Below are 24,064 nucleotides of genomic sequence, written 5' to 3' on the forward strand. Positions count from 1 at the left end.
ATGCTCAGCCCCTCGGATATCCAGGAAGCCGCCGCGCGCCTCAACGCCGCCGAGCGCAGCCGTGAACAGATCGGCCAGCTGTCCCTGCAATACCCCGCTATCAGCATCGAAGATGCCTACGCCATCCAGCGCAGCTGGGTGGAACAGAAAATCCGCGACGGGCGCAAGCTGGTGGGCCACAAGATTGGCCTGACCTCACGGGCCATGCAGGTTTCCTCGAACATCACCGAGCCGGATTTCGGCGCCCTGCTGGACGACATGCTGTTCGATGAAGGCAGCGACATTCCCTTCCAGCGCTTCATCGTGCCCCGGGTCGAGGTGGAACTGGCGTTCATCCTCGGCAAGCCGCTCAAGGGGCCCCACTGCACCCTGTTCGATGTGCTGGACGCCACCGACTGGGTGATCCCGGCGCTGGAGATCATCGATGCGCGCATCCAGCAGGTGGACCCGCAGACCCAGGCCACCCGCAAGGTCTTCGACACCATCTCGGACAATGCCGCCAACGCCGGGGTGGTGATGGGTGGCCGCGCCGTGCGTCCAGGGGATGTGGACTTGCGCAAGGTGCCGGCGGTGCTCTACCGCAATGGCGTGATCGAGGAGTCCGGGGTCTCTGCCGCGGTGCTCAACCACCCGGCCAAGGGCGTGGCCTGGCTGGCCAACAAGCTCGCGGCCTATGACGTCGGCCTGGAGGCCGGGCAGATCATTCTTGGCGGCTCCTTCACTCGCCCGGTGGCCGCCCGTCCCGGAGATGTATTCCACGTGGACTACGATCAGTTGGGCAGCATTGCCTGCCGTTTCGTCTGAGGAGACGGCCATGGACATGCCACTGAACCTGTTCAAGCAACGCCTGCAACAGCGCGAACCGCAGATTGGCCTGTGGCTGGGCCTGGCGGACGGCTACTGTGCCGAGCTGGCGGCCAACGCCGGTTTCGACTGGCTGCTGCTGGACGGCGAACACGCGCCCAACGATCTGCGCAGCCTGCTGGCGCAGTTGCAGGCCATTGCCCCTTACCCAGCCCAAGGCATTATCCGCCCGCCCATTGGCGATACCGCGCTGATCAAGCAATTGCTGGACATCGGCGCCCAGACCCTGTTGATCCCCATGGTGGAAAGCGCCGAGCAGGCACGCCAGCTGGTGCGCGCCATGCGCTATCCGCCACTGGGGGTTCGCGGCGTAGGCAGCGCCCTGGCCCGGGCGTCGCGCTGGAACAGCATCGCCGGCTACCTGGATCAGGCGGACGAGCAGATGTGCCTGCTGGTGCAGATCGAGAACCTCGAAGGCCTGCGCAACCTGGATGAGATTCTCGCGGTGGACGGGGTCGACGGGGTGTTTATCGGCCCGGCGGATCTGTCGGCGGCCATGGGCCAGCGGGGCAACCCCGGGCACCCGGACGTGGTGGCCGCGATTGAAGACGCCATCGTGCGGATTCGTCGGGCGGGCAAGGCCGCAGGGATTCTCAGTGCCGATCAGCGACTGGCGCGGCGCTGCATCGAGTTGGGGGCAAATTTTGTCGCGGTGGGCGTGGATACCACCGTCCTGATGAAGGGCCTGCAGAGCCTGGCCGGCCAGTACAAGACCCTGGACACCCCCACCAGCGAAGGCGGGGTTTACTGACGGGCGATGGCTGTAGGAGCCGGCTTGCCGGCGAAGGCGGTCTTGCGGATGCGGCAAGGCTTGAGGGCCTATTCGCTGGCAAGCCAGCTCCTACGGGGTGCCTAGTGGTTGCTGGCCAGGCGCCAGAGGCGGGCGATGTCGGCGGCGCGTTCGCGCAGCAGGCGCGGGGCTTCGCGGCAGGCCTGTTCCAGGCTCATGGGCCCGGAGGTCAGAGCGAAGGCCGCGTCCACGCCGTGGGCGTACATCTGCTGGTAGCCCTCGCCCAGGGTGCCGGCAATGACAATCACCGGAACCCCCTGCTCACGGGCGATGCGCGCCACGCCAAAGGGGGTCTTGCCGCGCAAGGTCTGGGCGTCGAAGCGACCTTCACCGGTGATCACCAGATCGGCACCGCGCACCGCCTGTTCCAGGCCCACCAGTTCCGCCACCACTTCCACCCCGGGACGAAATTGCGCGCCGAGAAACGCCTTGGCGGCAAACCCCAGGCCACCGGCCGCGCCGCTGCCGGGTTCATCACGCACATCCTTGGGCAGTACCTGGGCGCACAGGTCGGCGAAGTGTCCCAGGGCCTGGTCCAGTTGCTGCACCTGCTGCGCCGAGGCGCCTTTCTGCGGGCCGAAGATGGCTGAAGCGCCGTGCTCGCCGCACAGCGGGTTGTTGACGTCGGCGGCGATGTCGAAGCGCACCTGGGCCAGGCGCGGGTCCATGGCATCCAGTTCGATGTGGGCGAGGTCGGCCAGGGCCAGGCCGCCGCGAGGCAGTATCCGGCCCTGGCGGTCCAGCAGCTTGACCCCCAGCGCCTGCAGGGCCCCCGCGCCGCCGTCGTTGGTGGCGCTGCCGCCGATGGCCAGGATGATGCGCCGGGCACCGGCCTCCAGAGCGGCCTGGATCAGCTCCCCGGTGCCGAAGGTGCTGCTGTTGCACGCATCGCGCTGCTCCAGCGCCAGCAGTTGCAGGCCACTGGCCTCGGCCATTTCGATGATTGCCGTGTGGCTCTGGGGCAGCCAGCCCCAGCGCGCCTCCACGATCGCTCCCAGCGGCCCCTGGACCCGGTTGCTGCGCAGTTGCCCGTCACAGGCGGCGAGAATCGATTCCACCGTCCCTTCGCCACCGTCGGCCATGGGGCATTGGCACAGCTCGGCGTCGGGCCACACATCCGCCAGCCCCTGGGCAATGGCCTGGGCCACGCCTTCGGCACTCAGGCTGTCCTTGAACGAGTCGGGGGCGATGATGATCTTCATGGGTTTTCTCCGGTTCTTGTGCCGCCATGCTGCCATCTGGCGCAGGCGCTGACCCCGGGCCACTGCACAAGTCCGAGGGCGCTTTATTGTTCATTGCTACAACCGCGCAACCTCGCCTAGCGTTGAAACCGCTGCCGCAGGCTGCGAACGGGCGCGTAGCGCTCGCGAAGGTCTTGGAAGCGATACAGGTTTAGCTGGAGATTGCCAAGCAAGGCCCTGCGGGCCTTTGCGCAGCCTCGCCAAGGCTCGGCAGCGGCTACCACCCCTGTTGGATCGGGATAGGCGATGGTGGAGATCGGCGCGATAAATCAGGCCGGCTCGCTGCGGTGGGGCAGCAGCTGGACGCCAAGATAAAGAGCCAGCATGCCGTCCAGGCGCAAGGGGTCGACGCCGCTGAGCTCGGCTATCCGTTCCATGCGGTAGCGCAGGCTGTTGCGGTGGATGCCCAGGGCATCGGCGCAGGCCTGGCTCTGGCCGTCGTGGTCGCACCAGCTGCGCAGGGTCGCCAGCAACTGGCCGTTGCTGTCCTTGGCCAGGACCTTGCGCAACGGCGTCAGCAGTTCGTCCAGGGCGTCATCGTTGCGGTGGCGCCAGAGCATCACCGGCAGGCGGTAGCGGTTGAGGGTGAGCAATCGCGCATCCGGCAGGATATCCCGGCCGTAGGCCAGCAGGTCGCCGACCCGGCGGTAGCAGCGGCGCAATCCGGCCAGGCCCTCGGCCTGCCCGCCCACCGCCACCCGCAGGATGTTCCAGCCCTGGCCGTCGAGCTTTTCCAGCAGCCGCGGGTTGTCCAGGCTCAGGCTCGCCGGGCGGCACCAGAGCAGGGAACTCTTCGACGAGCTGACGCACCAGCTGTCCGGATAGCGGCTCAGCAACCAACTGCTGAGGCTATCCACGCCCTGCCCCGAGGCCGGTTCCTGGGCCAGTTCGAACAGATAGGGCGTACGCGCCAGCTGTGGCTTGAGGCCCATCTGCTGGGCTTCATCCACCAGCCGCGGTGAGTCGCCGCCGTCGCTCAGCAGCAGGGCCAGCAGGTCGTCGCAGCGCTGGCGCCGCCATTGCTGCTCGGCCTGCTGGTGGCGCTGGCCCACCAGCATCTCGGCGGTCATGCGCACCAGTTCGGCATAGGTGCGCAACTGCGCCGGGTCGCCGGTAATGCCCAGCACCCCGATCAGCCGCTGGTCATGCAGCAACGGCAGGTTGATGCCCGGCTGCACGCCCTTGAGCTGGCGCGCGGTGGGTTCGTCGATCTCCACCACCCGGCCGTTGGCCAGCACCAGTTGCGCGCCTTCGTGCCGGGTGTTGATACGCTCCGGCTCGCCGCTGCCAAGGATCAGGCCCTGGCTGTCCATGACGTTGACGTTGTAGGGCAGGATCGCCATCGTGCGGTCGACAATATCCTGCGCCAGGTCATGATCCAGTTCGAACATGGGGGGATGATCCTTGACGGCTACAGCTGCGGGGACGGGCCGCGGGGTACGCGGCGTTGTTCAGTGGCACAGGGCCCGGGGCCAATCGCTGTGCGCCGGCACAAAGACAGGCCCGCGCCGGTGACCGAGACTCTCAGGGCGGTCAACGTTACCCTTGCACCGCGAAAAATCATAATAAAGAGAGACACACCATGTCACAGAGCGCCGCTGCCCCACTGGCCCAGGCTGACGACAAGAACGCCGTCTACAAGCGCATTACCCTGCGCCTGATCCCCTTCATCTTCGTCTGCTACCTGTTCAACTACCTCGACCGGGTCAACGTTGGCTTCGCCAAGTTGCAGATGCTCGATGCCCTGAAATTCAGCGAAACGGTCTACGGCCTGGGCGCCGGGATTTTCTTCATCGGCTACGTGCTGTGCGGCGTGCCGAGCAACCTGGCACTGAACCGGTTCGGCCCGCGGCGCTGGATCGCGCTGATGATGATCACCTGGGGCACCTTGTCCACCTGCCTGCTGTTCGTCACCACGCCGACCCAGTTCTACACCCTGCGCCTGTTCACCGGGGCCGCCGAAGCCGGCTTCTTCCCCGGCGTGGTGCTGTACCTCTCGCAGTGGTTCCCGACCTTCCGCCGTGGCCGGATCATGGCCCTGTTCATGTCGGCGATCCCGGTGTCCGGCCTGCTGGGCAGCCCGTTTTCCGGCTGGATCCTCAACCACTTCGCCGCCGGCCAGGGCGGCCTCGCCGGCTGGCAGTGGATGTTCCTGCTGCAGGGCATTCCTACCGTGATCCTCGGCGCCCTGGCGTTCTTCCTGCTCAGCGACAGCTTCGCCCATGCCCAGTGGCTGACCCCGACTGAACGCGCGGTGCTGGAGGCCGACCAGGCCAGCGACCTCGCCAACCAGCCCAAGACCGCCAGCGACTCCCTGGCCGCGGTGTTCAAGAACCCGGCGATCTGGGCCTTCGGCCTGATCTACTTCTGCATCCAGAGCGGGGTCTACGCGATCAACTTCTGGCTGCCGTCGATCATCAAGAACCTGGGGTTTGCCGACAACCTGGTGATCGGCTGGCTGAGCGCCATTCCCTACCTGCTGGCGGCGGTGTTCATGCTGCTGGTGGGGCGTTCGGCGGACCTGCGCAAGGAGCGCCGCTGGCACCTTGTAGTGCCGATGCTGATGGGCGCCGTGGGGCTGCTGATCGCGGTTAACTTCGCCGCCAACCCGGCCATCGCCATTCTCGGCCTGACCCTCGCCACCATGGGTGCCCTCACCGGCCTGCCGATGTTCTGGCCGGTGCCCACCGCCCTGCTCAGCGCCGGTGCGGCTGCCGGTGGCCTGGCGCTGATCAACTCCATGGGCCAGATGGCCGGGTTCCTCAGCCCCTATATCGTCGGCTGGGTCAAGGACAGCACCGGTTCCACCGACGCCGCGCTGTACCTGCTGGCCGGGGTAATTGTTGCCGGCAGCCTGCTGGCGCTGCGCATGACCCGCACCCTAAACCGCTAAGCCCCGGCACTACACAGCCCCGGCCACGACAAAAGCCCGTTCGAGCCTCGGCTCCAACGGGCTTTTTCATGGCTGGGCTCAGGCCGGTGCCCCACCTTGTCGGGCGTAGTCGTGATTGATGCTCAACGCCCCCATCGCCGGAGCATCCAACTCCAGCACCAGGCCGCCGGGCAAGCGGACGAAGATCTGCCAGATGCCGTCTTCCGGCACCTGCGCCACTTGATGCTCCAGGCCACTGGCCTGCACCCGGCGCAACACGGCTTCGGCTGCCTCCTGGGTACTGAAGGCGATGTGGCTCAGGTGCGGCTCAGGGCAATGGGCCTGTTCGATGACGTGCACCAGCGCCGCCTCGCCCTGGTACAACCAGCGCCCGGGAAAGGGAAACGGCGGCCGCCGGCCCGCTTGCAGGCCCAACAGATCGGCGAAGGCCTGCTGCAACGCCTCGCCCTGGGCGCAGTTGAACGCCAGGTGATCGAAGCGCCAGTTCATAGCAGGCCTCCACCATCGACATCGATCAGGCTCCCGCTGATAAAGCCGTTCTCCATGGCCAGGATAAAGGCCGCCGCCACCTCATCCGGCTGGCCGACGCGGCCCACCGGCAGGTTGGCACCGGTGCGGGCGAACATGGCTTCGCGGGCGTCCTCGGGCATCCCGGCATAGGCTTCGGTGGCGGTGACCCCGGGGCTGATGACATTCACCCGGCGTGGCGCCAGCTCCTTGGCCAGGTGCTTGCCCAGGGCTTCGAGGGCGGCGTTGAGGGTGGTCTTGAGCACTTGCCCGGGGACCATTTTGCGCGACAGCAGGCCCGAGGTCAGGCTGATGCTGCCTTGCGGCGCGAGTGTCGGCAGCGCCGCCTGGACCGCGCGCCACACGCCCCAGAACTTCACCTCAAAAGCCCGCTGGGCATCCAGCAGATCGGTGTCGGCCAGGGGCTTGGCGGCAATGGCCGGACCGGCGCTGATCACCAGGTGATCGAAGGCCCCCACCCTGGCGAACAACGCCTTGAGACTGGCGGCATCGGTAATGTCCACGGCGATGCTGCAGGCCGATTCCGGCAGCTGTGCCTGCTGGCGCTGCAAGGCCTCGAGGCTGCGCCCCGCCAGTACCGCCCGAGCACCACGGGCCGCGGCCTGGCGCGCCACCGCAGCGCCGATGCCGCTGCCGGCGCCAATCACCACCAAGGTTTGCTGGGCCAGGCTTGAGTTGGAAAGAGTCATTGCGATCACCTGCTGCGATTGAAAGTGATTGCATCTTCCCAGCTTGCCAATCGAGGAAAAATCCAGCTAAAACGCAAAGATCTTTAAAGGATTTTTATTAATGAGCTCGATACTGGACCTGGAAATCTTCGTACGCACCGCCGATGCCGGGAGCATTTCCGCCGCGGCCCGCTCCCTGGGCCTGACCGCGGCAGCCGCCAGCATCGCCCTCAAGCGCCTGGAAACCCGCCTCGGCAGCCGTCTGCTGGCGCGTTCCACCCGCAGCATGCGGCTCACCGAGGAAGGCCGCCGCTACCTGGAAAGCGTGCGCCTGGCCCTGGCCACCCTGGAGGACGGCGAGCTGGCGCTCAAGCAGCAGAGCCAGGGCCTGGCCGGGGTGCTGCAACTGTCGGCGCCCTCGGACTTCGGGCGCAATGCCCTGCTGCCCTGGCTCGATGAATTCAAGGCCGAGCACCCGCAACTGCGCCTGCAACTGCGGCTCGATGATCGCCACGCCGACCTGTTCCGCGACGCTGTGGATGTGGCCCTGCGCTTTGGCGTGCCCGAGGATTCCAGCCTGGTGGCCTTGCCGATTCTCCCCGGGCACCGGCGCATCGCCTGCGCCAGCCCGGCCTACCTGGCCCGTTGCGGGGTGCCGCAAAACCCCGAGGCGCTGGCCGGGCACAGCGCCCTGCTGTACCTGCGCAATGGCCAGCCCTATGACCGCTGGCGTTTCAGCCGCGACAGCGAAACCCGCGAAGTCCTGGTGCGTGGCGATTACCTGTGCGACGACGGTGAGGTGGCCCGGCGCTGGGCCCTGGCCGGTCACGGCATTGTCTACAAGGCCCGGCTGGATGTGGCCGAGGACATCCGCGCCGGGCGCCTGGTGCCGCTGCTCGGCGACTGGCAAGGGGAACCGTCCCCCTTCAACTTGCTGTGCCCCCATCGCCTACAGGTTTCCCAGCGGGTGCGCCTGCTGCACAGTTTTGTGTTGCAACGCTGCCGGGCGCTGTGTCCCTGACCCGGTGCGGCCCCGGGGCGGTTGGCCGCTGCGCGGTTCGCCGGCAAGCCGGCTCCTACGGAACCTCCTTGCAGGAGCGGGCTTGCCAGCGATAGCGATCTCACGGGCACCTGTGCCGGCAAGGAGGCGCCATTCAGGCATTGCAGAGGCCCGGGGTTGTGGTATTTGATGGTCGCCCCCATGGCCGGAAACGCACTGGCCAGCCCTCTAGCACAAGGATTCCGCCCATGAGCTATCGCACCCTCGGCCATTCCGGTCTCAAGGTTTCCACCCTGACCCTGGGCACCATGATGTTCGGCGAGCAGACCAGTACCGAAGACTCGCTGCGTATCATCGACAAGGCCTGGGACCAGGGGATCAACTTCATCGACACCGCCGACGTCTATACCCAGGGCCGCTCCGAGGAGATCGTCGGCGAAGCCATTGCCAGCCACCGCCATGAGTGGGTGCTGGCGTCCAAGGTCGGCTTCGGTCCGGTGGACGGCGTGCCCAACCGCAGCGGCCTGAGCCGCAAGCACATCTTCAACGGCATCGAGGCCAGCCTGACTCGCCTGGGCACCGATTACCTGGATATCTACTACCTGCACCGCGAAGACCACAACACGCCTCTGGAGGTGAGCATCTCGGCCATCGGCGACCTGTTGCGCCAGGGCAAGATCCGCTACTGGGGCCTGTCCAATTATCGGGGCTGGCGGATTGCCGAGGCGATTCGAGTCGCCGACCAGTTGGGGGTGGACCGCCCGGTGATCAGCCAGCCGCTGTACAACATCGTCAACCGCCAGGCGGAGGGCGAGCAGATCACCGCCGCCCGCGCCTATGGCCTGGGCGTGGTGCCCTACAGCCCCCTGGCCCGTGGTGTGCTCAGCGGCAAGTATGCGCCGGACGTCACCCCGGACGCCGGCAGCCGCGCCGGGCGCCAGGACAAGCGCATCCTGGAGACCGAATGGCGGGTCGAATCCCTGCGCATCGCCCAGCAGATCCAGGAATACGCCCAGGGGCGCGGGGCCGGGATCGTCGAGTTCGCCATTGCCTGGGTACTGAACAACCAGGCGGTGAGCTCGGCCATTGTCGGCCCGCGCACCGAGGCCCAGTGGGACGCCTACACCCGGGCCCTGGAGGTGAAGATCAGCCCTGAGGACGAAGCCTTCATCGACGCGCTGGTGACCCCGGGGCACGCCTCGACACCCGGTTTCAATGATGTCGGCCATTTTGTCTCCGGACGTTTTGCGCACCTGGGCTAAACACGGCCCCTGGCCGCGCAAACCCAGCGGCCATCGCAGTCCGGCCTTTCCCTGGAAGGCCGGGCCGCGCCACAAACGAGAAATTTTCCCGCCGGGGTGTCGCAAACAGAGCAAAAATCCCGGGGCAAACCCTCTATATTCCCCCTCGCTCCACTCTCCCCTTCTTTTTGTGCATCCCGAGCGTTCGGGTTCTACGAGGACTGCGTGTCTAAAGGTATTGCGTTATCGGTTCTGGCGTCGGTGCTGTTTGCCGTCATGTATTTCTACACCTCGCTGCTGGCGCCCCTGACCGGGGTGGAGATCTTCGGCTGGCGGATGTTGCTGACCCTGCCCTGCATGACCCTGTTCATGCTGCTGGCCGGTGAATGGCATCGGGTCGACGAAGTGCTGCGACGGGTACGCAGCAAGCCCGTGCTGGGCCCGGCGCTGCTGCTGTCGTCGGCGCTGGTCGGGGTGCAGCTCTGGCTGTTCATGTGGGCACCGCTCAACGGCCACAGCCTGGATGTATCCCAGGGCTATTTCCTGCTGCCGCTGACCATGGTCCTGACCGGACGCATCGTCTATGGCGAACGTCTGTCGCGGCTACAGAAGCTGGCAGCAGTGCTGGCCTGCATCGGCGTGCTCAACGAGCTGTACCAGGTGGGCAGCTTTTCCTGGGCGACCCTGGTGGTGGCCCTGGGCTACCCGCTGTATTTCGTCTTGCGCAAGCGCCTGGGCACCGACCACCTGGGCGGCCTGTGGGTGGACATGGCCCTGCTGATGCCGGTGGCGCTGTGGGTGGTGCAGAGCGGCGAACAGGGCATTGCCGTGGTCGCGGCCCAACCCTGGCTGTACCTGCTGATTCCCGTGCTGGGGGTGATCAGTGCCTCGGCGCTGGTGTGCTACATCATTGCCAGCCGCTTGCTGGCCTTCAGCCTGTTCGGCCTGCTCAGCTATGTGGAACCGGTACTGCTGCTGTTGGTGGCGCTGCTGCTGGGGGAAAGCATCAAGGCCGGGGAATGGCTGACCTACGTGCCGATCTGGCTGGCGGTGCTGGTCCTGGTGCTCGAAGGCGTGCGCCATCTGCTGCGCCAGCGCCGGGGCTGAGCCCGGCTGCGGGGGTATCTCGCGTGCATCAAGGCCTGCGGTACAGGCTCAGGGCTTGATCTGCTTCAGTTCATTGAGCAGGGCCAGCAAGGCCTGCATCTTGTCTTCGCCGAACTGCTGCTGGATCTTCTGGTAATTGATTTCCATGTCGCCGCTCATGGATTCGAAACAGGCCTGGCCCTTGTCGGTCAGGGTGATGAACAGGCGGCGCTGGTCTTCCGGAGACTTGCGCCGGCTGACGTACTGGTCGCGCTCCAGGCGGGTCAGCACGCCGGTCATGCTCGGCGGCAGGATGCAGGCCATCTTCGCCAGCTGATGGCTCTCCAGCTCGCCGTTCTGGCGCAGGATGCGGATCACCCGCCATTGCTGTTCGGTCAGGTCGTGCTGGTTCAGCGAGGGACGGAAAAACGCCATGGCGGCCTCACGGGCCTGCAGCAGGGTCAAGGTCAGGGAAGGTCTGGGTGTGTTCATCGAGGCATCGGTCAGGGGCTGGGAATCGGGGGCGAAACATTAACACATTCACAATCGCCAACCGACAGGCAAAATAAAGCCCGACCAGAAACCTCCTGATCGGGCCTTGGACTCAAGCGTGCCGGGGCTTACTCGGTGGCGAGTACGCCACGACGCACCTGGTCGCGTTCGATCGATTCGAACAGTGCCTTGAAGTTGCCCTCGCCGAAGCCATCGTCGCCCTTGCGCTGGATGAATTCGAAGAACACCGGGCCCATCAGGGTTTCCGAGAAGATCTGCAGCAGCAGGCGCTTGTCGCCGGCTTCCGAAGAACCGTCCAGCAGGATGCCTCGCGATTGCAGCTCGTTGACCGGCTCGCCGTGGTTCGGCAGGCGCCCTTCAAGCATTTCGTAGTAGGTATCCGGTGGCGCGGTCATGAAGCGCATGCCGATCTTCTTCAGGGCGTCCCAGGTCTTGACCAGGTCGTCGGTGAGGAAGGCCACGTGCTGGATGCCCTCGCCATTGAACTGCATCAGGAACTCCTCGATCTGCCCGGCGCCCTTGGACGATTCCTCGTTCAGCGGGATGCGGATCATGCCATCCGGAGCGGTCATGGCCTTGGAAGTCAGGCCGGTGTACTCGCCCTTGATGTCGAAGTAGCGGATCTCGCGGAAGTTGAACAGCTTCTCGTAGAAGCCGGCCCAGTAGGCCATGCGCCCGCGGTACACGTTGTGGGTCAGGTGGTCGATGATCTTCAGGCCCGCGCCCTTGGGGTTGCGGTCCACGCCTTCGAGGAACACGAAGTCGATGTCGTAGATCGAGCTGCCCTCGCCGAAACGGTCGATCAGGTACAGCGGCGCGCCGCCAATGCCCTTGATCGCCGGCAGGTTCAGTTCCATCGGGCCGGTTTCAATGTGAATCGGCTGGGCGCCCAGTTCCAGGGCGCGGTTGTAGGCCTTTTGCGAATCCTTGACCCGGAACGCCATGCCGCACACCGACGGACCGTGCTCGGCCGCGAAGTAGGAAGCGACGCTATGGGGTTCGTTGTTGAGGATCAGGTTGATCGCACCCTGGCGATACAGATGCACGTCTTTGGAACGATGGGTCGCGACTTTGGTGAAACCCATGATCTCGAAGATCGGTTCGAGGGTGTTGGGGGTAGGCGATGCGAATTCGATGAATTCAAAGCCCATCAGGCCCATTGGGTTTTCGAAGATATCTGCCATGGTTGGCGCCTCATCATATTTTTAGAATTAACGGATCGTTAGTTGCTAGCAATGCTGAGGAGGGACGGTGGCGCACAGGAGATACCGCGCACGCTGCGGGCGAGGAAGTCACCATAGATCAGTTGAAACCCGAGAATCTTCATTTCGACCCTGTCTTACAGGCTGGGGGGCGAGGCTTCTGCTGCCAGAAGACTTTATTATTGTATGCGTAACCGGATTCTACACAGCGTAAAAGCCTTTGTCCGCATTCTCTATAAAATCGCCTTTTTTGCCCCGCCCGCAAGGGGTTTGTTGCACTGGTAGATACCGCCGAGAATCAGCGCCCCGCCCACCCCCATCACCGGGCTCAACTGTTCTCCCAGCACGAGCGCGCCGAGGATCACCGCCGTCAGCGGATTGAGGGCGATGAATACACCGCAACGGGTGGCACCGATCCGCCGCAAGCCGTCGTAATACCAGATATAGGCCAGCGCCGAGCCCAGCACGCCCAGGTACAACAGGCTCAAGCCCTGGGCCAGGTTCAGGCGAGCCACCGCCTGCAGGTCGAACTCGCCACGGATCAGGGTGGCGGCGCAGAGCATCAGGGTGCCCAGGAGGATCGAGCAGGTCACGGTTTGCAATGAGCCCAGGCTGTGGTTCAGCCCCCTGGAGAACAGCAAGTACACGCCCCAGCCCAGCACGCAGCCAAGAATCAGCAGGTCGCCTTGCCAGCTCCCGGCCTGCGCCGCCAGGGCCGAAGGGTCACGGCTGCAGATCACCAGGGCCGCGCCACAGAGGCACAGGGCAATGCCCAACAGCGTGCGCCGGCCCAGGCGCTCCTTGAACAGCGCCCAGGACGCCAGGGCAATCACCGCCGGGTTCAGGGCCACGATCAACGATGCCCGAGAAGCCTTGACCTGCTCCAGGCCGAGGAAGAAACACAGGTTGTAGAAGAAGATCCCGAAGAACCCCAATAGTGCCAGTTGGCCAAACTGCCTGAGGCTGGGCCGCACCAGGGGAATGCGCGCCACGGCCATGAAGCCGAGCAAGGCCAGGCTGGCCAGCAGGAACCGCAGGCTGGCGGCCAGCAAGGGCGAGAGCCCGCCGGCCAGGTAGCGCCCGGCAACGAAGGTGCCGCCCCAGATCATGGTGACTGTCGCCAGGCGGCCATACACCGCCAGGTCCCGGTATTCGCCCGCCAGGGGGCCGCTGATATTGCTTTCACTCATGGTCAAGACGCTCTGAGGCAATGGGTTTGTACTGCACGACCATTTTTTGTCTAATGCCTGATCATCGTAAAATGAGCTTTTACTCATGACCCTGACCCAGCTGGAGATCTTTTCCCTGGTGGCCGAACTCCAGGGCTTTACCAGCGCCGCCACGCGCCTGGGCATCACCCAGTCGGCGGTGTCTCATGCCATCAAGTCACTGGAGCAGGAGCTGCAGGTGGACCTGTTTCGCCGGCACCAGGCCCAGGTCGAACTCACCGACATCGGCACCCAGTTGCTGCTGCGCGCCCGGGCCATGCTCGGACTGGCGGCGACCCTGGCCCAGGAAGCCGCGGATGCCCGGGGCATGAAGCGCGGCACCTTGCGCATCGGCTCGTTCGGCCCCACCTCGTCGATCCGCCTCCTACCCCGGATTCTTCACGACTACCGCCGCGAATATCCGGACATCGAAGTGCATATCGACGAAGGCCCCGATCGCCAGGTCCTGCAATGGCTGGAAGAACGACGGGTGGACCTGGGCTTCGTGGTGTTGCCCCAGGAGCGCTTCGACACCGTGCCTGTGGTCGAGGACCAGTTGCTGGCATTGATTCCAGCCAGCCACGCCCTGGCCAGTGAAGCGCAACTGCGCCTGGACCAACTGTGCCATGACCCCTTCGTGCTCACCGAAGCCGGCTCGGCGGAGCTGGTGTCACGCCTGTTCATCGGTGCCGGCCTGCGGCCCAATATCCGCTACCGCAGCACCCAACTGCTGAGCACCCTGGAAACCGTGGCCCGCGGCGATGCCTTGAGCATCGTTGCCGAGTTGTCCCTGCCCCAGGCCGCGGACTCGCGCTACACCAGCCGCCCCCTGGAGCCTGCCGTGCGCCGCCAAGTGGGGATCGCGGTGCTCGACCGACGCCAGGCGTCGCCGGCGGCCCTGGCCTTCATCCAGCACGCGCAGCGCCTTTATCGCCGGTAAAAGCCGGCTATCCTGCGATGATCAAGACAGCCGCAGGGGCCATGCCCCCCGGTGCCATCCTCCCCCTCGCCCGCCGACAGGTCCGATCCATGCCCCTGACCGCCAAAGGTCCATTGAAGCGCTCTACCCGTACCTTCTGGACATTGCTGGCCATGCTTCTTCCCATCGGGCTCGGCGCCCTCATCCTCTACGCCCAGGCCGAACGAACACTGATGCACAGCAGCCTGGAAACCGCCGAAGAGGCCATCCGCCAGTTCGACCTGATGCTCGATAACACCGACATCGCCGCCAGGGCGCTGCTGCCCCAGGTGGGCCGCGATTGTGATGAAGTCCGGCAACTGGCCCTGCGCGAACAGGTCACCCGCCGGCCGTTCGTGCGCTCGACCAACCTGGTGTGGCGCAACAACAACTATTGCAGCTCCCTGCTCGGCAGTTTCGCAGTCCCGCTCAACCCCCTGGACTACGTGGACGGCCGCCTCTGGCTGATGAGCGGCAACCCTGTCACCCCCGACACGGCCCTGCTGGTCTATCGCTGGAGCGAGGGCGATCGCGCCGCCCTGGCCACCATCGACGGCTATCACCTGACCAATGCCCTGCGCCTGATCAGCCGCTTCGCCGACCTGCAATTGCAGGTCGGCGGGCATTGGCTGTCCAGCGACGGCCGTGTCCACGAGGGCAGCCCGCCACTGGCGGCCGTGGCCAGCCAGCAACTGAGCTCATCGCGCTATCCCTACAGCGTCAGCTCGGGGTTTCCCGAGGGCGACGTGTGGAGCTACATGAAGAGCCAGTACCCGGCGCTGTTCAGCCTGCTGGTGTTTTTCGGCGCGGCGGCGGGCGTACTTGCCCACTGGCTGCAAAAGCGCTCCGCCTCCCCCACCCACGAGCTGCAACGGGCACTGGGGGCCCAGGAGTTCATTCCGTACTTTCAGCCGGTGGTGCGCGGGGACACCCTGGCGTGGGCCGGCATCGAAGTCCTGATGCGCTGGCAGCATCCGAAAGAGGGGCTGGTGCGCCCGGACCTGTTCATCCCCTTCGCCGAGCATTCGGGGCTGATCGTGCCCATGACCCGCTCGCTGATGCAGCAGACCCAACAAACCCTGGCGCCCCATGCCGCGCACTTTACCGACGGTTTCCATATAGGTATCAACATCACCGCCAGCCATTGCCACGACCTGCAGTTGCTGGAGGACTGCCGGGAGTTCCTCGCCGGCTTCCCCCCAGGCAAGGTGATCCTGGTGCTGGAGTTGACCGAACGCGAACTGATCGAGCCCACGACCACCACCCACCAGCTGTTTGCCGCCCTGCACGAACTGGGTGTGATGATCGCCATCGACGACTTCGGTACCGGGCATTCCAGCCTGGGTTATCTGCGCCAGTTCAATGTGGATTATTTGAAGATCGATCAGAGTTTCGTCGCCATGATCGGTGCCGACGCACTGTCCCTGCATATACTCGACAGCATTATCGAACTCTCGGCCAAACTCGATCTGGGCATTGTCGCCGAAGGTATTGAAACTGCAGAACAGCGGGATTATCTAGCAGCTAAAGGGGTGGATTTCCTGCAAGGTTATTTATTCGGACGGCCCATGCCCAGTGCCGAATTTGTTGCAGCCCTGGCGCGCCATTAAATAGCCATACTCGAACAAAAAGTGCTGGATCTAACAACTCGGGGCTTGCACCAATTTGAATCAATTGGTCAATTTCGCATTTGACAAGAACAACCTGATTTACTCTTGATGCATTAACTACTACAATTTTTCCCGCCTGTACAAGATTCACAGGTAGGCCACTTAATCGAGCCTTAATCGGCTCATGGCTTATAGCTTTGTTTGTGGTTTGTATCAGCCAAATAGACTATTGGAGTGAAGATATTGTCCAGACTTGCTGAGTTTCGTGCTGCAGAAAAAGCACTTCAAGAACAGCTCGCGCAGCTTGAATCCCTGAAAAACGACGCCGGACTCAAGAAGGAAATCGAGTTCGAAGAAAAGCTCCAGGCCCTGATGAAGTCCTACGACAAGAGCCTGCGTGACATCATCGCCATCCTTGATCCCAACCAGGGCAAGGCCGGCCTGCCACAGGCCAACGCCCCCAAGCAGCGCCGTGCCCGCGTGGTCAAGGTCTACCAGAACCCGCACACCGGCGAACTGATCGAAACCAAAGGCGGCAATCACCGCGGCCTGAAGGCCTGGAAAGAACAGTACGGTGCCGCCACTGTGGATTCCTGGCTGCGCGCTTGAACAAAGCCGCACCCCGAAAAAGGCCCTGCATATGTAGGGCCTTTTACATTGAATAAGAAAATTCTTATTACGACTTGCATCTAAGGGAAGAGCCGAGCGAGATCCCACCCCTCTCCCTAGCTGATACATCGTGCAATAACGTCTGATTCCCAAGCAACTTCAGGCTTAATGCCTTTTCGCTAACGAACGGGTAACCCGCAGAAAGCGAACCGATTGGTTCAGATTTTTCCTTAAAGTTTAAGGCCGTTTCGTACAGCGAGTATTTCATCCTGGCTCTCGGCAAAAGCCGCAGCCTGGCCAGCGTATGAAAGTACATAAGCCTTATCCCCATTCAGTGCCGCCACCAATGTTTGCGAGAGCACATGCCGGCCATTCTGGGTAATGGTGCAAGTAGTCTCCAGCGCCTCGAGACGACTCAACTGCGCGGCATGAATCTTGTTACAGACACTCTGATAACCGCCCTGGGCAAAGTCCTTTTGCACCGACTTGCGCATCTCCAGCAATACCCCCTGCAGATTGACTACATGCCCACTGTCCACCTGAGTCATGGTCAACTCCATGACCATGAGTGGATTGCCAGCGGTATCGCTCTTGACCGCTCTCTGCCGGGACACCTTGGCGGCCTCTTCGCCTTCTTGGGCCGGCAGCGGTTCCACCGTCCAGCCCTGGGGCCAGGTCACTTGCGGCTCGGCCTCTGCAACACCGGCCAGCGCCAGTAGCAACAGAGCTGCGGCGCGGAACTTAAAAGACTCGATCATGCGTTTGCACACTGAGATAAAGGGGCCTGGAAGTCTGAGCCCGGCGCCAGGAATGGGCAATAGATCAGGAGCTTTGGGTTTGGCGCCAGCCGACCCACTTGCGTATCATTGCCCGATCCCAAGGATGTCCGAACCATTGCCAGCCAAGGCTGCTTGCCCCGGCAAGCAGTCTTGGCCGCACTTTCTTCTGGAGGGCCCATGAGCCTCAACGAACTCAATACCTTTCCCGGCGTGACCGCCCAACCGGATGCGGCCACTGCCCGTTTCGTGTTCAACCACACCATGTTGCGCGTCAAGGACATCACTCGCTCCCTGGACTTCTACACCCGGGTCCTGGGCTTTTCCCTGGTGGAAAAACGCGACTTCCCTGAAGCCGAGTTCAGCCTGTACTTCCTGGCCCTGGTGGACAAGGCACAGATCCCGGCAGACGCTGGCGCACGAACCGAGTGGATGAAGTCGATTCCCGGCATTCTCGAACTGACCCACAACCACGGCACCGAGAACGATCCAGCCTTCGCCTACCACAACGGCAACAGCGACCCGCGCGGCTTCGGCCACATCTGTATCTCGGTGCCGGACATCGTCGCCGCCTGCGAGCGCTTCGAAGCCCTGGGCTGCGATTTCCAGAAGCGCCTGAACGATGGCCGGATGAAAAGCCTGGCCTTCATCAAGGACCCGGACGGCTACTGGGTCGAGATCATCCAGCCAGCACCGCTGTAAACCTATGCAGGTGCGAAGCCGGCCTGTGTAGAAGCTGGATTGTCAGCACTTCCCTTCTCAAGGGCGGCGCAAGACCCAGCGGCCACTTCAGCGACAAGCCGGTGCCTGCCGGCACAGCAATAAAAAACCCCATGAGCCAGGCTCATGGGGTTTTGTTTTTCTAAGCGACCGATCAAGCCGGTGCTGAGGTACGGATCAAGTGATCGAATGCACTGAGGGAAGCCTTGGCGCCCTCGCCCACGGCTATCACGATCTGCTTGTAGGGCACCGTGGTGACGTCACCTGCAGCAAATACCCCAGGCAGCGAAGTCTCGCCGCGGGCATCGACGATGATCTCGCCACGAGGCGACAGCTCGACGGTGCCCTTGAGCCAATCTGTGTTGGGCAACAGGCCGATCTGCACAAAGATGCCTTCCAGGTCCACCGTGTGGAACTCGCCCGAATCACGGTCCTTGTAGGCCAGGCCGGTGACCTTCTGGCCGTCACCCTTCACTTCGCTGGTCAAGGCGCTGGTGATGACTTTGACGTTGGGCAGGCTGAAGAGCTTGCGCTGCAACACCGCATCCGCCCGCAGCTTGCTGTCGAACTCCAGCAGGGTCACGTGGCTGACGATACCCGCCAGGTCGATGGCCGCTTCGACACCGGAGTTGCCGCCGCCAATCACCGCCACACGCTTGCCCTTGAACAGCGGGCCGTCGCAGTGCGGGCAGAAGCACACGCCCTTGGCCTTGTATTCCTGCTCACCCGGCACGCCCATCTCGCGCCAGCGGGCACCGGTAGCCAGGATCACCGACTTGGCCTTGAGGCTGGCGCCGCTTTCGAACTGGATCTCGTGCAAGCCGCCGACTTCCTTGGCCGGCACCAGGGCACTGGCCCGCTGCAGGTTCATGATGTCCACGTCGTACTGCTTGACGTGCTCTTCCAGGGCGGCGGCCAGCTTCGGCCCTTCAGTTGCCTGCACCGAGATGAAGTTCTCGATCGCCATGGTGTCCAGCACCTGGCCACCGAAACGCTCGGCAGCCACACCGGTACGGATGCCTTTGCGAGCGGCATAGATGGCTGCCGAAGCACCCGCTGGACCACCGCCGACCACCAGCACGTCGAAGGCTTCCTTGGCGTTGAGTTTCTGCGCCTGCTTCTCCACCGCACCGGTGTCGAGCTTGGCGAGGATTTCCTCCAGCCCCATGCGCCCCTGGCCGAAGTTCACGCCATTGAGGTAGACACTGGGCACCGCCATGACCTTGCGTTCATCGACTTCGGCCTGGAACAGCGCGCCATCGATGGCCACGTGACGGATGTTGGGATTGAGCACCGCCATCAGGTTCAGCGCCTGGACCACGTCCGGGCAGTTCTGGCAGGACAGCGAGAAGTAGGTTTCGAAATTGAACTCGCCCTTGAGCGAGCGGATCTGCTCGATCACCTCGGCACTGGCCTTGGATGGATGGCCACCTACTTGCAGCAGGGCCAGCACCAGGGAAGTGAATTCGTGGCCCATGGGAATACCGGCGAAACGCAAGCTGATATCACTTCCCGGGCGATTCAACGAGAACGAAGGCTTGCGCGCGTCGCTGCCGTTATCGAGCAAGGTAATCTGGTTGGAAAGACTGACAATGTCTTTGAGTAACGCGAGCATTTCCTGGGATTTCGCACCGTCGTCGAGGGAGGCTACGATCTCGATCGGCTGGGTGACCCGTTCCAGGTAAGACTTCAACTGAGCTTTAAGATTGGCGTCCAACATACGGGCGATCTCCTGTTTTGATTCGGTAGAAAAAACAACGCCCGAGCGAATCTCGCCCGGGCGTTGTTTGAGGGCGGTGCAGCTGACTTAAGTGCGGATCACCGCCCTTGGGTAATGCATGGACTTAGATCTTGCCGACCAGGTCCAGGGACGGAGCCAGGGTGGCCTCGCCTTCTTTCCACTTGGCTGGGCAGACTTCGCCTGGGTGAGCAGCGACGTACTGAGCGGCCTTGATCTTGCGCAGCAGCTCGGAAGCGTCACGGCCTACACCGCCGTCGTTGATTTCAACGATCTTGATCTGCCCTTCAGGGTTGATCACGAAGGTGCCGCGGTCAGCCAGACCGGCTTCTTCGATCAGCACATCGAAGTTGCGGGAGATGGCCAGGGTCGGGTCGCCGATCATGGTGTACTGGATCTTGCCGATGGCTGGCGAAGTGTTGTGCCAGGCAGCGTGGGCGAAGTGGGTGTCGGTGGAAACGCTGTAGATCTCGACGCCCAGCTTCTGGAATTCGGCGTAGTTGTCGGCCAGGTCTTCCAGCTCGGTTGGGCACACGAAGGTGAAGTCAGCCGGGTAGAAGAACACGACAGACCATTTGCCTTTCAGATCGGCGTCCGACACTTCGACGAATGCGCCGTTTTTGAATGCGGTAGCTTTGAAGGGTTTAACTTGGCTGTTGATGATAGGCATCGTTGACTCTCCATCAGTGGTTGAGAACATTGGGTGAAAACTTGATGGGGAGAATCCTAACCAATGAATCGCCCCTTGGCTCATTGGCAAACCTGATACTGCCGATTGGTTTTGACTATCAGCCAACAGTATTAATAGAAGAAACCTTAATCTACTGCTGTACCGGCTTCTCGCCGATGCGCGCCATGCCCATGAACGGGTTGGCCTCGACGTAGCGCATGGCGGACTGCATGTCCTTCCAGCCGACATAGCTCATCAGTGATTTCAGATCCCAACCGCTGCGGTGCGCCCAGGTGGCGAAGCCCCGGCGCAGGGAATGGCTGGTGTAGTGTTCGCCAGCGATACCGGCACGCTCCAGGGCTTGGCGCAGCAACGCGATCACGCTATTGGCATGCAACCCCTGCTCGCTCAGGCGCCCCCAGCGGTTGATGCCGCGAAACACCGGCCCGCGCACCAGCGCCGCGCTGTTGATCCACTCGATATAGGCCTGCACCGGGCACAGGCGCAGCAAGGCCGGGGTGTGAAAGGTCCGCCCAAGGTTGTCACGGTCACTCTTGCTGCGGGGCAGGTAGAGGCTGATGCCCGACCCGGCCACCGCTTGCACATGCTCGATCTGCAAGCGGCACAGCTCATCACTGCGAAAGCCCCGCCAGAAGCCCAGCAAGATCAGCGCCCGATCACGCCGGGCACGTAACAGATCCCCCTGGCGCTGTTCAGCTGCGGCACTCGCCACCTCCTCATCTAGCCAGGCGACGACCTGTTCCAGGTGCTGCAGCTCCAAGGGTTGCGCCTGTTTTTCCTGTACCGGGTGCAGCGCACGGATGCCCTTGAACACCTGGCGCACCACCGGTGCCTTGGTCGGGTCGGCAAAGCCCTGGCTGCTGTGCCACTGGGCCAGGGCCGACAGGCGCAACCGCAGGGTATTGATCGACAGCTCACCGGCATAGGCGGCCAGGTAGCGGGCCACGCTTTCGGCCGTAGCCGGAAGGAAACCGCCCCACTGCACTTCGAAATGCTCGATGGCCGCCCGATAGCTGCGACGGGTGTTGTCGCGGGTGGCGGCTTGCAGATAACGATCCAGCTCGCTCATGGCAGCTCAACTCAGTCAAATGTACGGCGATGGCTGGCGGAAACCGCCCTCAGCACCTATCACACGGGGTAATACCATAATATCCCATGTCAGTTTCAGGCTTTTGATAATTTCACATCTGCTGTACAATTCAATGTAATTACATACCACGTAACACAGTACTAAATCGTCGGAGGATGCATGGCTCGCGGAGGCATAAACAAGGCGGTGGTGAAGAAAGCGCGTCAGGCGATTCTTGCCCGCGGCGAACACCCCAGCATCGATGCAGTACGCATCGAAATGGGCAATACCGGCTCGAAAACCACCATCCACCGCTATCTCAAGGAGCTGGATGACGGCGCCAGCCGGCGTGACAGCGGCCCTGCACCCCTGGACCAAGAACTGGGTGAACTGGTGGGGCGCCTGGCGCAACGCCTGCAGGAGCAGGCCCAGGAACCCCTGGCGCAAGCCCTCGCCCACTTCGAAGAACAGAAGCAGGTGCTGGAACACCAGTTGAACGAAGCCCACCAGCTTCAGGAGCAGTTGCAACAGCAGTTGCAGATTCAGGCCAGCGCCCTGGCCGGGGAAAGCGCCGCCCTGCAAGACACTCGCTCCATGCTGCAGAGCGAACAGACCCGCAACGCCGAACTCAACCAGGCACTCAAGGGCCTTGAGCTGCGGCTGGAGGACAAGGAGCAGCAGATCCACTCCCTGGAGGAAAAGCACCTGCATGCCCGGGACGCCCTGGAGCACTACCGCGCGGCCAGCAAGGAACAGCGCGAACAGGAGCAGCGCCGCCACGAAGGGCAGCTGCAACAGATCCAGATGGAGCTGCGCCAGGCCCAACAGAGCGCGCTGGTACGCCAGGACGAGATCACCCAACTGCATCGCGATAACGAGCGCCTGCTCAGCGAACAGCGCGCCATCCACAAAGAGCTCAAGCAAGCCCAGGATGCCGCCAGCAAGAATTCGGCGCTGCAGGCCCGCCTGAGCGAACAGGTCGCCCGCCAGGACAGCGAAAGCACCCTGCTCCAGGAACGCCTGCGCGTTGCCCAGGAAGAAGTTCAGGCACTCAAGGAACAAACCAGGAAACAGGCTCGATCGAGCAAGGAGATGGAGTTGCGCGCCACCAAGGCCGAGGCCGGCCTGGAGGCGTTGCGCCTGGCTGCTGCCACCAAGGCCCAGCCAGACGCACCTGCGAAGGCTTGATCAGCCCGCGACAGGCGTACGCATGGTGACGAACTCTTCGGCGGCCGTCGGGTGCACGCCGATGGTTTCGTCGAAGTCGCGCTTGGTCGCCCCCGCCTTCAGGGCAATCGCCAGGCCCTGAACGATTTCACCGGCATCCGGGCCGACCATGTGGCACCCCAGGACCTTGTCGCTGTCGGCGTCCACCACCAGCTTCATCAGAGTGCGTTCCTGGCAGTCGGTCAGGGTCAGCTTCATCGGCCGGAAGCGGCTCTCGAAGATCTGCACCTTGTGCCCCGCTTCTCGCGCCTGCTCTTCGGTGAGGCCGACGGTACCGATGTTCGGCAGGCTGAACACCGCCGTAGGAATCATCTGGTAATCCACGGGACGGTACTGCTCGGGCTTGAACAGGCGCCGAGCCACGGCCATGCCCTCGGCCAGGGCCACCGGCGTCAGTTGCACGCGGCCGATGACATCGCCAATCGCCAGGATCGACGGCTCACTGCTCTGATACTGCTCGTCCACTTCGATGAAACCGCGCTTGTCGAGCTTCACGCCGGTATTCTCCAGCCCCAGGTTGTCCAGCATCGGCCGGCGCCCGGTGGCATAGAACACACAATCGGCGGCCAGCTTGCGACCATCCTTGAGGGTGACCTCAAGACTGCCGTCGGCCTGCTTGTCGATGCGCTCGATGTCGGCATTGAACTGCAGGCCCAAACCACGCTTGGTCAGTTCCTCCTGCAAGTGCTTGCGCACTGCGCCGTCGAAACCGCGCAGGAACAACTCACCGCGATACAACAGCTGGGTATCGGCGCCCAGGCCATGGAAGATCCCGGCAAACTCCACCGCGATGTAGCCACCGCCCACCACCAGCACGCGCTTGGGCAGCTCCTTGAGGAAGAAGGCCTCGTTGGAACTGATGGCATGCTCACGCCCCGGGATATCCGGGATCTGTGGCCAGCCGCCGGTGGCAATGAGGATGTGCTTGGCGCTGTAGCGCTGGCCGTTGACCTCTACCTGGTGCGGATCGATCAGCTTGGCGTGGCCTTCATGCAGGGTCACGCCGCTGTTGACCAGCAGATTGCGGTAGATGCCGTTGAGGCGATTGATTTCGCGATCCTTGTTGGCGATCAGGGTCGCCCAATCGAAATTCGCCTCACCCAGGGACCAGCCGAAACCCGAGGCCTGCTCGAAGTCTTCGGCGAAGTGCGCGCCGTACACCAGCAGCTTTTTCGGCACGCAGCCGACGTTGACACAGGTACCGCCCAGATAGCGGCTTTCAGCGACCGCGACCTTCGCGCCAAAACCCGCCGCGAATCGCGCACAGCGCACACCGCCGGAACCGGCACCAATTACATAAAGATCAAAATCGTAGGCCATTTCACTCTCCCAGGCAGGCTGACAAGCATAACCGCAGATGGCGATCGGGTCAGCGCAGAGGTCTACATAAGGGCGACAAATGAAAAAGCCACCCGAAGGTGGCTTTTCCGAA

At 63.3% G+C, this 24,064-nt stretch carries 23 protein-coding genes; 11 read left to right on the plus strand and 12 right to left on the minus strand.

Annotation, left to right across the window (positions count from 1 at the left end; genetic code table 11):
• Entirely contained in the window at nucleotides 1–804 is an 804-nt protein-coding gene (gene hpaH, locus AC1RMG_RS17855) for a 2-oxo-hept-4-ene-1,7-dioate hydratase (protein WP_015635875.1), read from the plus strand.
• 10 nt (nucleotides 805–814) lie between these two features.
• On the plus strand, nucleotides 815–1,615 hold the full coding sequence (hpaI, locus tag AC1RMG_RS17860; protein WP_053158925.1) for a 4-hydroxy-2-oxoheptanedioate aldolase: 801 nt from the start codon (nucleotides 815–817) through the stop codon (nucleotides 1,613–1,615).
• A gap of 101 nt (nucleotides 1,616–1,716) precedes the next feature.
• Here the strand turns inward: hpaI and AC1RMG_RS17865 are convergent, their stop codons facing one another.
• Nucleotides 1,717–2,856, minus strand: a complete 1,140-nt coding sequence (locus tag AC1RMG_RS17865; protein WP_041118529.1) for a glycerate kinase — start codon at nucleotides 2,854–2,856, stop codon at nucleotides 1,717–1,719.
• Nucleotides 2,857–3,164: 308 nt separating this feature from the next.
• The gene (locus tag AC1RMG_RS17870; protein WP_011061661.1) at nucleotides 3,165–4,286 is read right to left on the minus strand and encodes a sugar diacid recognition domain-containing protein; all 1,122 of its coding nucleotides are present in this window, start codon (nucleotides 4,284–4,286) and stop codon (nucleotides 3,165–3,167) included.
• Nucleotides 4,287–4,477: 191 nt separating this feature from the next.
• On the opposite strand from AC1RMG_RS17870, the gene AC1RMG_RS17875 reads away from it, so the two are divergent.
• Nucleotides 4,478–5,788, plus strand: a complete 1,311-nt coding sequence (locus tag AC1RMG_RS17875) for an MFS transporter (protein ID WP_493169772.1) — start codon at nucleotides 4,478–4,480, stop codon at nucleotides 5,786–5,788.
• Nucleotides 5,789–5,866: 78 nt separating this feature from the next.
• Here AC1RMG_RS17875 and AC1RMG_RS17880 read toward each other — a convergent pair whose 3' ends face one another.
• A complete protein-coding gene (locus tag AC1RMG_RS17880) occupies nucleotides 5,867–6,277 on the minus strand; it encodes a VOC family protein (RefSeq protein WP_493169774.1) in 411 nt (136 codons plus the stop codon).
• Nucleotides 6,274–7,005: an SDR family oxidoreductase gene (locus AC1RMG_RS17885; protein ID WP_493169776.1), complete on the minus strand. Its 732-nt coding sequence runs from the start codon at nucleotides 7,003–7,005 to the stop codon at nucleotides 6,274–6,276. Before AC1RMG_RS17885 ends, AC1RMG_RS17880 begins: the two co-directional genes overlap by 4 nt.
• A gap of 100 nt (nucleotides 7,006–7,105) precedes the next feature.
• Here AC1RMG_RS17885 and AC1RMG_RS17890 point away from each other — a divergent pair, with 100 nt between their 5' ends.
• The 3 genes from AC1RMG_RS17890 to rarD all read left to right on the plus strand — a co-directional run bounded on the left by AC1RMG_RS17890 (nucleotide 7,106) and on the right by rarD (nucleotide 10,332).
• A complete protein-coding gene (locus AC1RMG_RS17890) occupies nucleotides 7,106–8,005 on the plus strand; it encodes a LysR family transcriptional regulator (RefSeq protein WP_493169778.1) in 900 nt (299 codons plus the stop codon).
• 227 nt (nucleotides 8,006–8,232) lie between these two features.
• Nucleotides 8,233–9,246, plus strand: a complete 1,014-nt coding sequence (locus AC1RMG_RS17895) for an aldo/keto reductase (RefSeq protein ID WP_053151983.1) — start codon at nucleotides 8,233–8,235, stop codon at nucleotides 9,244–9,246.
• A 204-nt stretch (nucleotides 9,247–9,450) separates the two neighbouring features.
• A complete protein-coding gene (rarD, locus tag AC1RMG_RS17900; RefSeq protein ID WP_015635880.1) occupies nucleotides 9,451–10,332 on the plus strand; it encodes an EamA family transporter RarD in 882 nt (293 codons plus the stop codon).
• 48 nt (nucleotides 10,333–10,380) lie between these two features.
• Here the strand turns inward: rarD and hpaR are convergent, their stop codons facing one another.
• The 3 genes from hpaR to AC1RMG_RS17915 all read right to left on the minus strand — a co-directional run bounded on the left by hpaR (nucleotide 10,381) and on the right by AC1RMG_RS17915 (nucleotide 13,216).
• Nucleotides 10,381–10,803 (minus strand): homoprotocatechuate degradation operon regulator HpaR, encoded by a 423-nt coding sequence (hpaR, locus tag AC1RMG_RS17905; RefSeq protein ID WP_011061668.1) that lies wholly within the window; start codon nucleotides 10,801–10,803, stop codon nucleotides 10,381–10,383.
• 128 nt (nucleotides 10,804–10,931) lie between these two features.
• Nucleotides 10,932–12,008 (minus strand): 4-hydroxyphenylpyruvate dioxygenase, encoded by a 1,077-nt coding sequence (gene hppD / locus AC1RMG_RS17910; RefSeq protein ID WP_011061669.1) that lies wholly within the window; start codon nucleotides 12,006–12,008, stop codon nucleotides 10,932–10,934.
• A 251-nt stretch (nucleotides 12,009–12,259) separates the two neighbouring features.
• Nucleotides 12,260–13,216: a DMT family transporter gene (locus AC1RMG_RS17915; RefSeq protein ID WP_493169781.1), complete on the minus strand. Its 957-nt coding sequence runs from the start codon at nucleotides 13,214–13,216 to the stop codon at nucleotides 12,260–12,262.
• A gap of 85 nt (nucleotides 13,217–13,301) precedes the next feature.
• On the opposite strand from AC1RMG_RS17915, the gene AC1RMG_RS17920 reads away from it, so the two are divergent.
• From AC1RMG_RS17920 to AC1RMG_RS17930, 3 genes are all read left to right on the plus strand, one after another.
• Nucleotides 13,302–14,174 carry a LysR family transcriptional regulator gene (locus AC1RMG_RS17920; protein WP_125062400.1) on the plus strand — a complete coding sequence of 291 codons (873 nt, stop codon included), beginning with the start codon at nucleotides 13,302–13,304 and terminating at the stop codon, nucleotides 14,172–14,174.
• An 89-nt stretch (nucleotides 14,175–14,263) separates the two neighbouring features.
• On the plus strand, nucleotides 14,264–15,802 hold the full coding sequence (locus tag AC1RMG_RS17925) for an EAL domain-containing protein (RefSeq protein WP_493169783.1): 1,539 nt from the start codon (nucleotides 14,264–14,266) through the stop codon (nucleotides 15,800–15,802).
• 243 nt (nucleotides 15,803–16,045) lie between these two features.
• Entirely contained in the window at nucleotides 16,046–16,411 is a 366-nt protein-coding gene (locus AC1RMG_RS17930) for a histone-like nucleoid-structuring protein, MvaT/MvaU family (protein ID WP_015635884.1), read from the plus strand.
• 230 nt (nucleotides 16,412–16,641) lie between these two features.
• Here AC1RMG_RS17930 and AC1RMG_RS17935 read toward each other — a convergent pair whose 3' ends face one another.
• Nucleotides 16,642–17,169 (minus strand): DUF4946 domain-containing protein, encoded by a 528-nt coding sequence (locus AC1RMG_RS17935; RefSeq protein WP_015635885.1) that lies wholly within the window; start codon nucleotides 17,167–17,169, stop codon nucleotides 16,642–16,644.
• Nucleotides 17,170–17,367: 198 nt separating this feature from the next.
• On the opposite strand from AC1RMG_RS17935, the gene gloA reads away from it, so the two are divergent.
• Nucleotides 17,368–17,889 (plus strand): lactoylglutathione lyase, encoded by a 522-nt coding sequence (gene gloA / locus AC1RMG_RS17940; protein ID WP_011061675.1) that lies wholly within the window; start codon nucleotides 17,368–17,370, stop codon nucleotides 17,887–17,889.
• Nucleotides 17,890–18,061: 172 nt separating this feature from the next.
• Here the strand turns inward: gloA and ahpF are convergent, their stop codons facing one another.
• The 3 genes from ahpF to AC1RMG_RS17955 form a co-directional block, all read right to left on the minus strand.
• Nucleotides 18,062–19,627, minus strand: a complete 1,566-nt coding sequence (ahpF, locus tag AC1RMG_RS17945) for an alkyl hydroperoxide reductase subunit F (protein ID WP_011061676.1) — start codon at nucleotides 19,625–19,627, stop codon at nucleotides 18,062–18,064.
• 124 nt (nucleotides 19,628–19,751) lie between these two features.
• A complete protein-coding gene (gene ahpC / locus AC1RMG_RS17950; protein WP_011061677.1) occupies nucleotides 19,752–20,315 on the minus strand; it encodes an alkyl hydroperoxide reductase subunit C in 564 nt (187 codons plus the stop codon).
• Between the two features lie 151 nt (nucleotides 20,316–20,466).
• The gene (locus AC1RMG_RS17955) at nucleotides 20,467–21,405 is read right to left on the minus strand and encodes a site-specific integrase (protein WP_011061678.1); all 939 of its coding nucleotides are present in this window, start codon (nucleotides 21,403–21,405) and stop codon (nucleotides 20,467–20,469) included.
• Nucleotides 21,406–21,585: 180 nt separating this feature from the next.
• Here AC1RMG_RS17955 and AC1RMG_RS17960 point away from each other — a divergent pair, with 180 nt between their 5' ends.
• Nucleotides 21,586–22,593 carry a DNA-binding protein gene (locus AC1RMG_RS17960; protein WP_475263973.1) on the plus strand — a complete coding sequence of 336 codons (1,008 nt, stop codon included), beginning with the start codon at nucleotides 21,586–21,588 and terminating at the stop codon, nucleotides 22,591–22,593.
• On the opposite strand, the gene gorA is transcribed toward AC1RMG_RS17960, so the two are convergent.
• Nucleotides 22,594–23,952, minus strand: a complete 1,359-nt coding sequence (gorA, locus tag AC1RMG_RS17965; RefSeq protein ID WP_041118540.1) for a glutathione-disulfide reductase — start codon at nucleotides 23,950–23,952, stop codon at nucleotides 22,594–22,596. It abuts the gene before it with no gap.
• Nucleotides 23,953–24,064: the final 112 nt, after the last annotated feature.

Source organism: Pseudomonas sp. GW822-FHT04H02 (genome assembly GCF_058800645.1).

Coding starts and splice junctions, on each gene's coding strand:
- hpaR (WP_011061668.1), bottom strand. CDS start 10,803: ATGAACACACCCAGACCTTCCCTGACCTTGACCCTGCTGCAGGCCCGT.
- AC1RMG_RS17880 (WP_493169774.1), bottom strand. CDS start 6,277: ATGAACTGGCGCTTCGATCACCTGGCGTTCAACTGCGCCCAGGGCGAG.
- AC1RMG_RS17960 (WP_475263973.1), top strand. CDS start 21,586: ATGGCTCGCGGAGGCATAAACAAGGCGGTGGTGAAGAAAGCGCGTCAG.
- AC1RMG_RS17925 (WP_493169783.1), top strand. CDS start 14,264: ATGCCCCTGACCGCCAAAGGTCCATTGAAGCGCTCTACCCGTACCTTC.
- AC1RMG_RS17890 (WP_493169778.1), top strand. CDS start 7,106: ATGAGCTCGATACTGGACCTGGAAATCTTCGTACGCACCGCCGATGCC.
- ahpF (WP_011061676.1), bottom strand. CDS start 19,627: ATGTTGGACGCCAATCTTAAAGCTCAGTTGAAGTCTTACCTGGAACGG.
- AC1RMG_RS17870 (WP_011061661.1), bottom strand. CDS start 4,286: ATGTTCGAACTGGATCATGACCTGGCGCAGGATATTGTCGACCGCACG.
- AC1RMG_RS17955 (WP_011061678.1), bottom strand. CDS start 21,405: ATGAGCGAGCTGGATCGTTATCTGCAAGCCGCCACCCGCGACAACACC.
- hpaI (WP_053158925.1), top strand. CDS start 815: ATGGACATGCCACTGAACCTGTTCAAGCAACGCCTGCAACAGCGCGAA.
- ahpC (WP_011061677.1), bottom strand. CDS start 20,315: ATGCCTATCATCAACAGCCAAGTTAAACCCTTCAAAGCTACCGCATTC.
- AC1RMG_RS17935 (WP_015635885.1), bottom strand. CDS start 17,169: ATGATCGAGTCTTTTAAGTTCCGCGCCGCAGCTCTGTTGCTACTGGCG.
- AC1RMG_RS17920 (WP_125062400.1), top strand. CDS start 13,302: ATGACCCTGACCCAGCTGGAGATCTTTTCCCTGGTGGCCGAACTCCAG.
- AC1RMG_RS17915 (WP_493169781.1), bottom strand. CDS start 13,216: ATGAGTGAAAGCAATATCAGCGGCCCCCTGGCGGGCGAATACCGGGAC.
- gorA (WP_041118540.1), bottom strand. CDS start 23,952: ATGGCCTACGATTTTGATCTTTATGTAATTGGTGCCGGTTCCGGCGGT.
- hppD (WP_011061669.1), bottom strand. CDS start 12,008: ATGGCAGATATCTTCGAAAACCCAATGGGCCTGATGGGCTTTGAATTC.
- AC1RMG_RS17895 (WP_053151983.1), top strand. CDS start 8,233: ATGAGCTATCGCACCCTCGGCCATTCCGGTCTCAAGGTTTCCACCCTG.
- AC1RMG_RS17875 (WP_493169772.1), top strand. CDS start 4,478: ATGTCACAGAGCGCCGCTGCCCCACTGGCCCAGGCTGACGACAAGAAC.
- hpaH (WP_015635875.1), top strand. CDS start 1: ATGCTCAGCCCCTCGGATATCCAGGAAGCCGCCGCGCGCCTCAACGCC.
- AC1RMG_RS17885 (WP_493169776.1), bottom strand. CDS start 7,005: ATGACTCTTTCCAACTCAAGCCTGGCCCAGCAAACCTTGGTGGTGATT.
- gloA (WP_011061675.1), top strand. CDS start 17,368: ATGAGCCTCAACGAACTCAATACCTTTCCCGGCGTGACCGCCCAACCG.
- AC1RMG_RS17865 (WP_041118529.1), bottom strand. CDS start 2,856: ATGAAGATCATCATCGCCCCCGACTCGTTCAAGGACAGCCTGAGTGCC.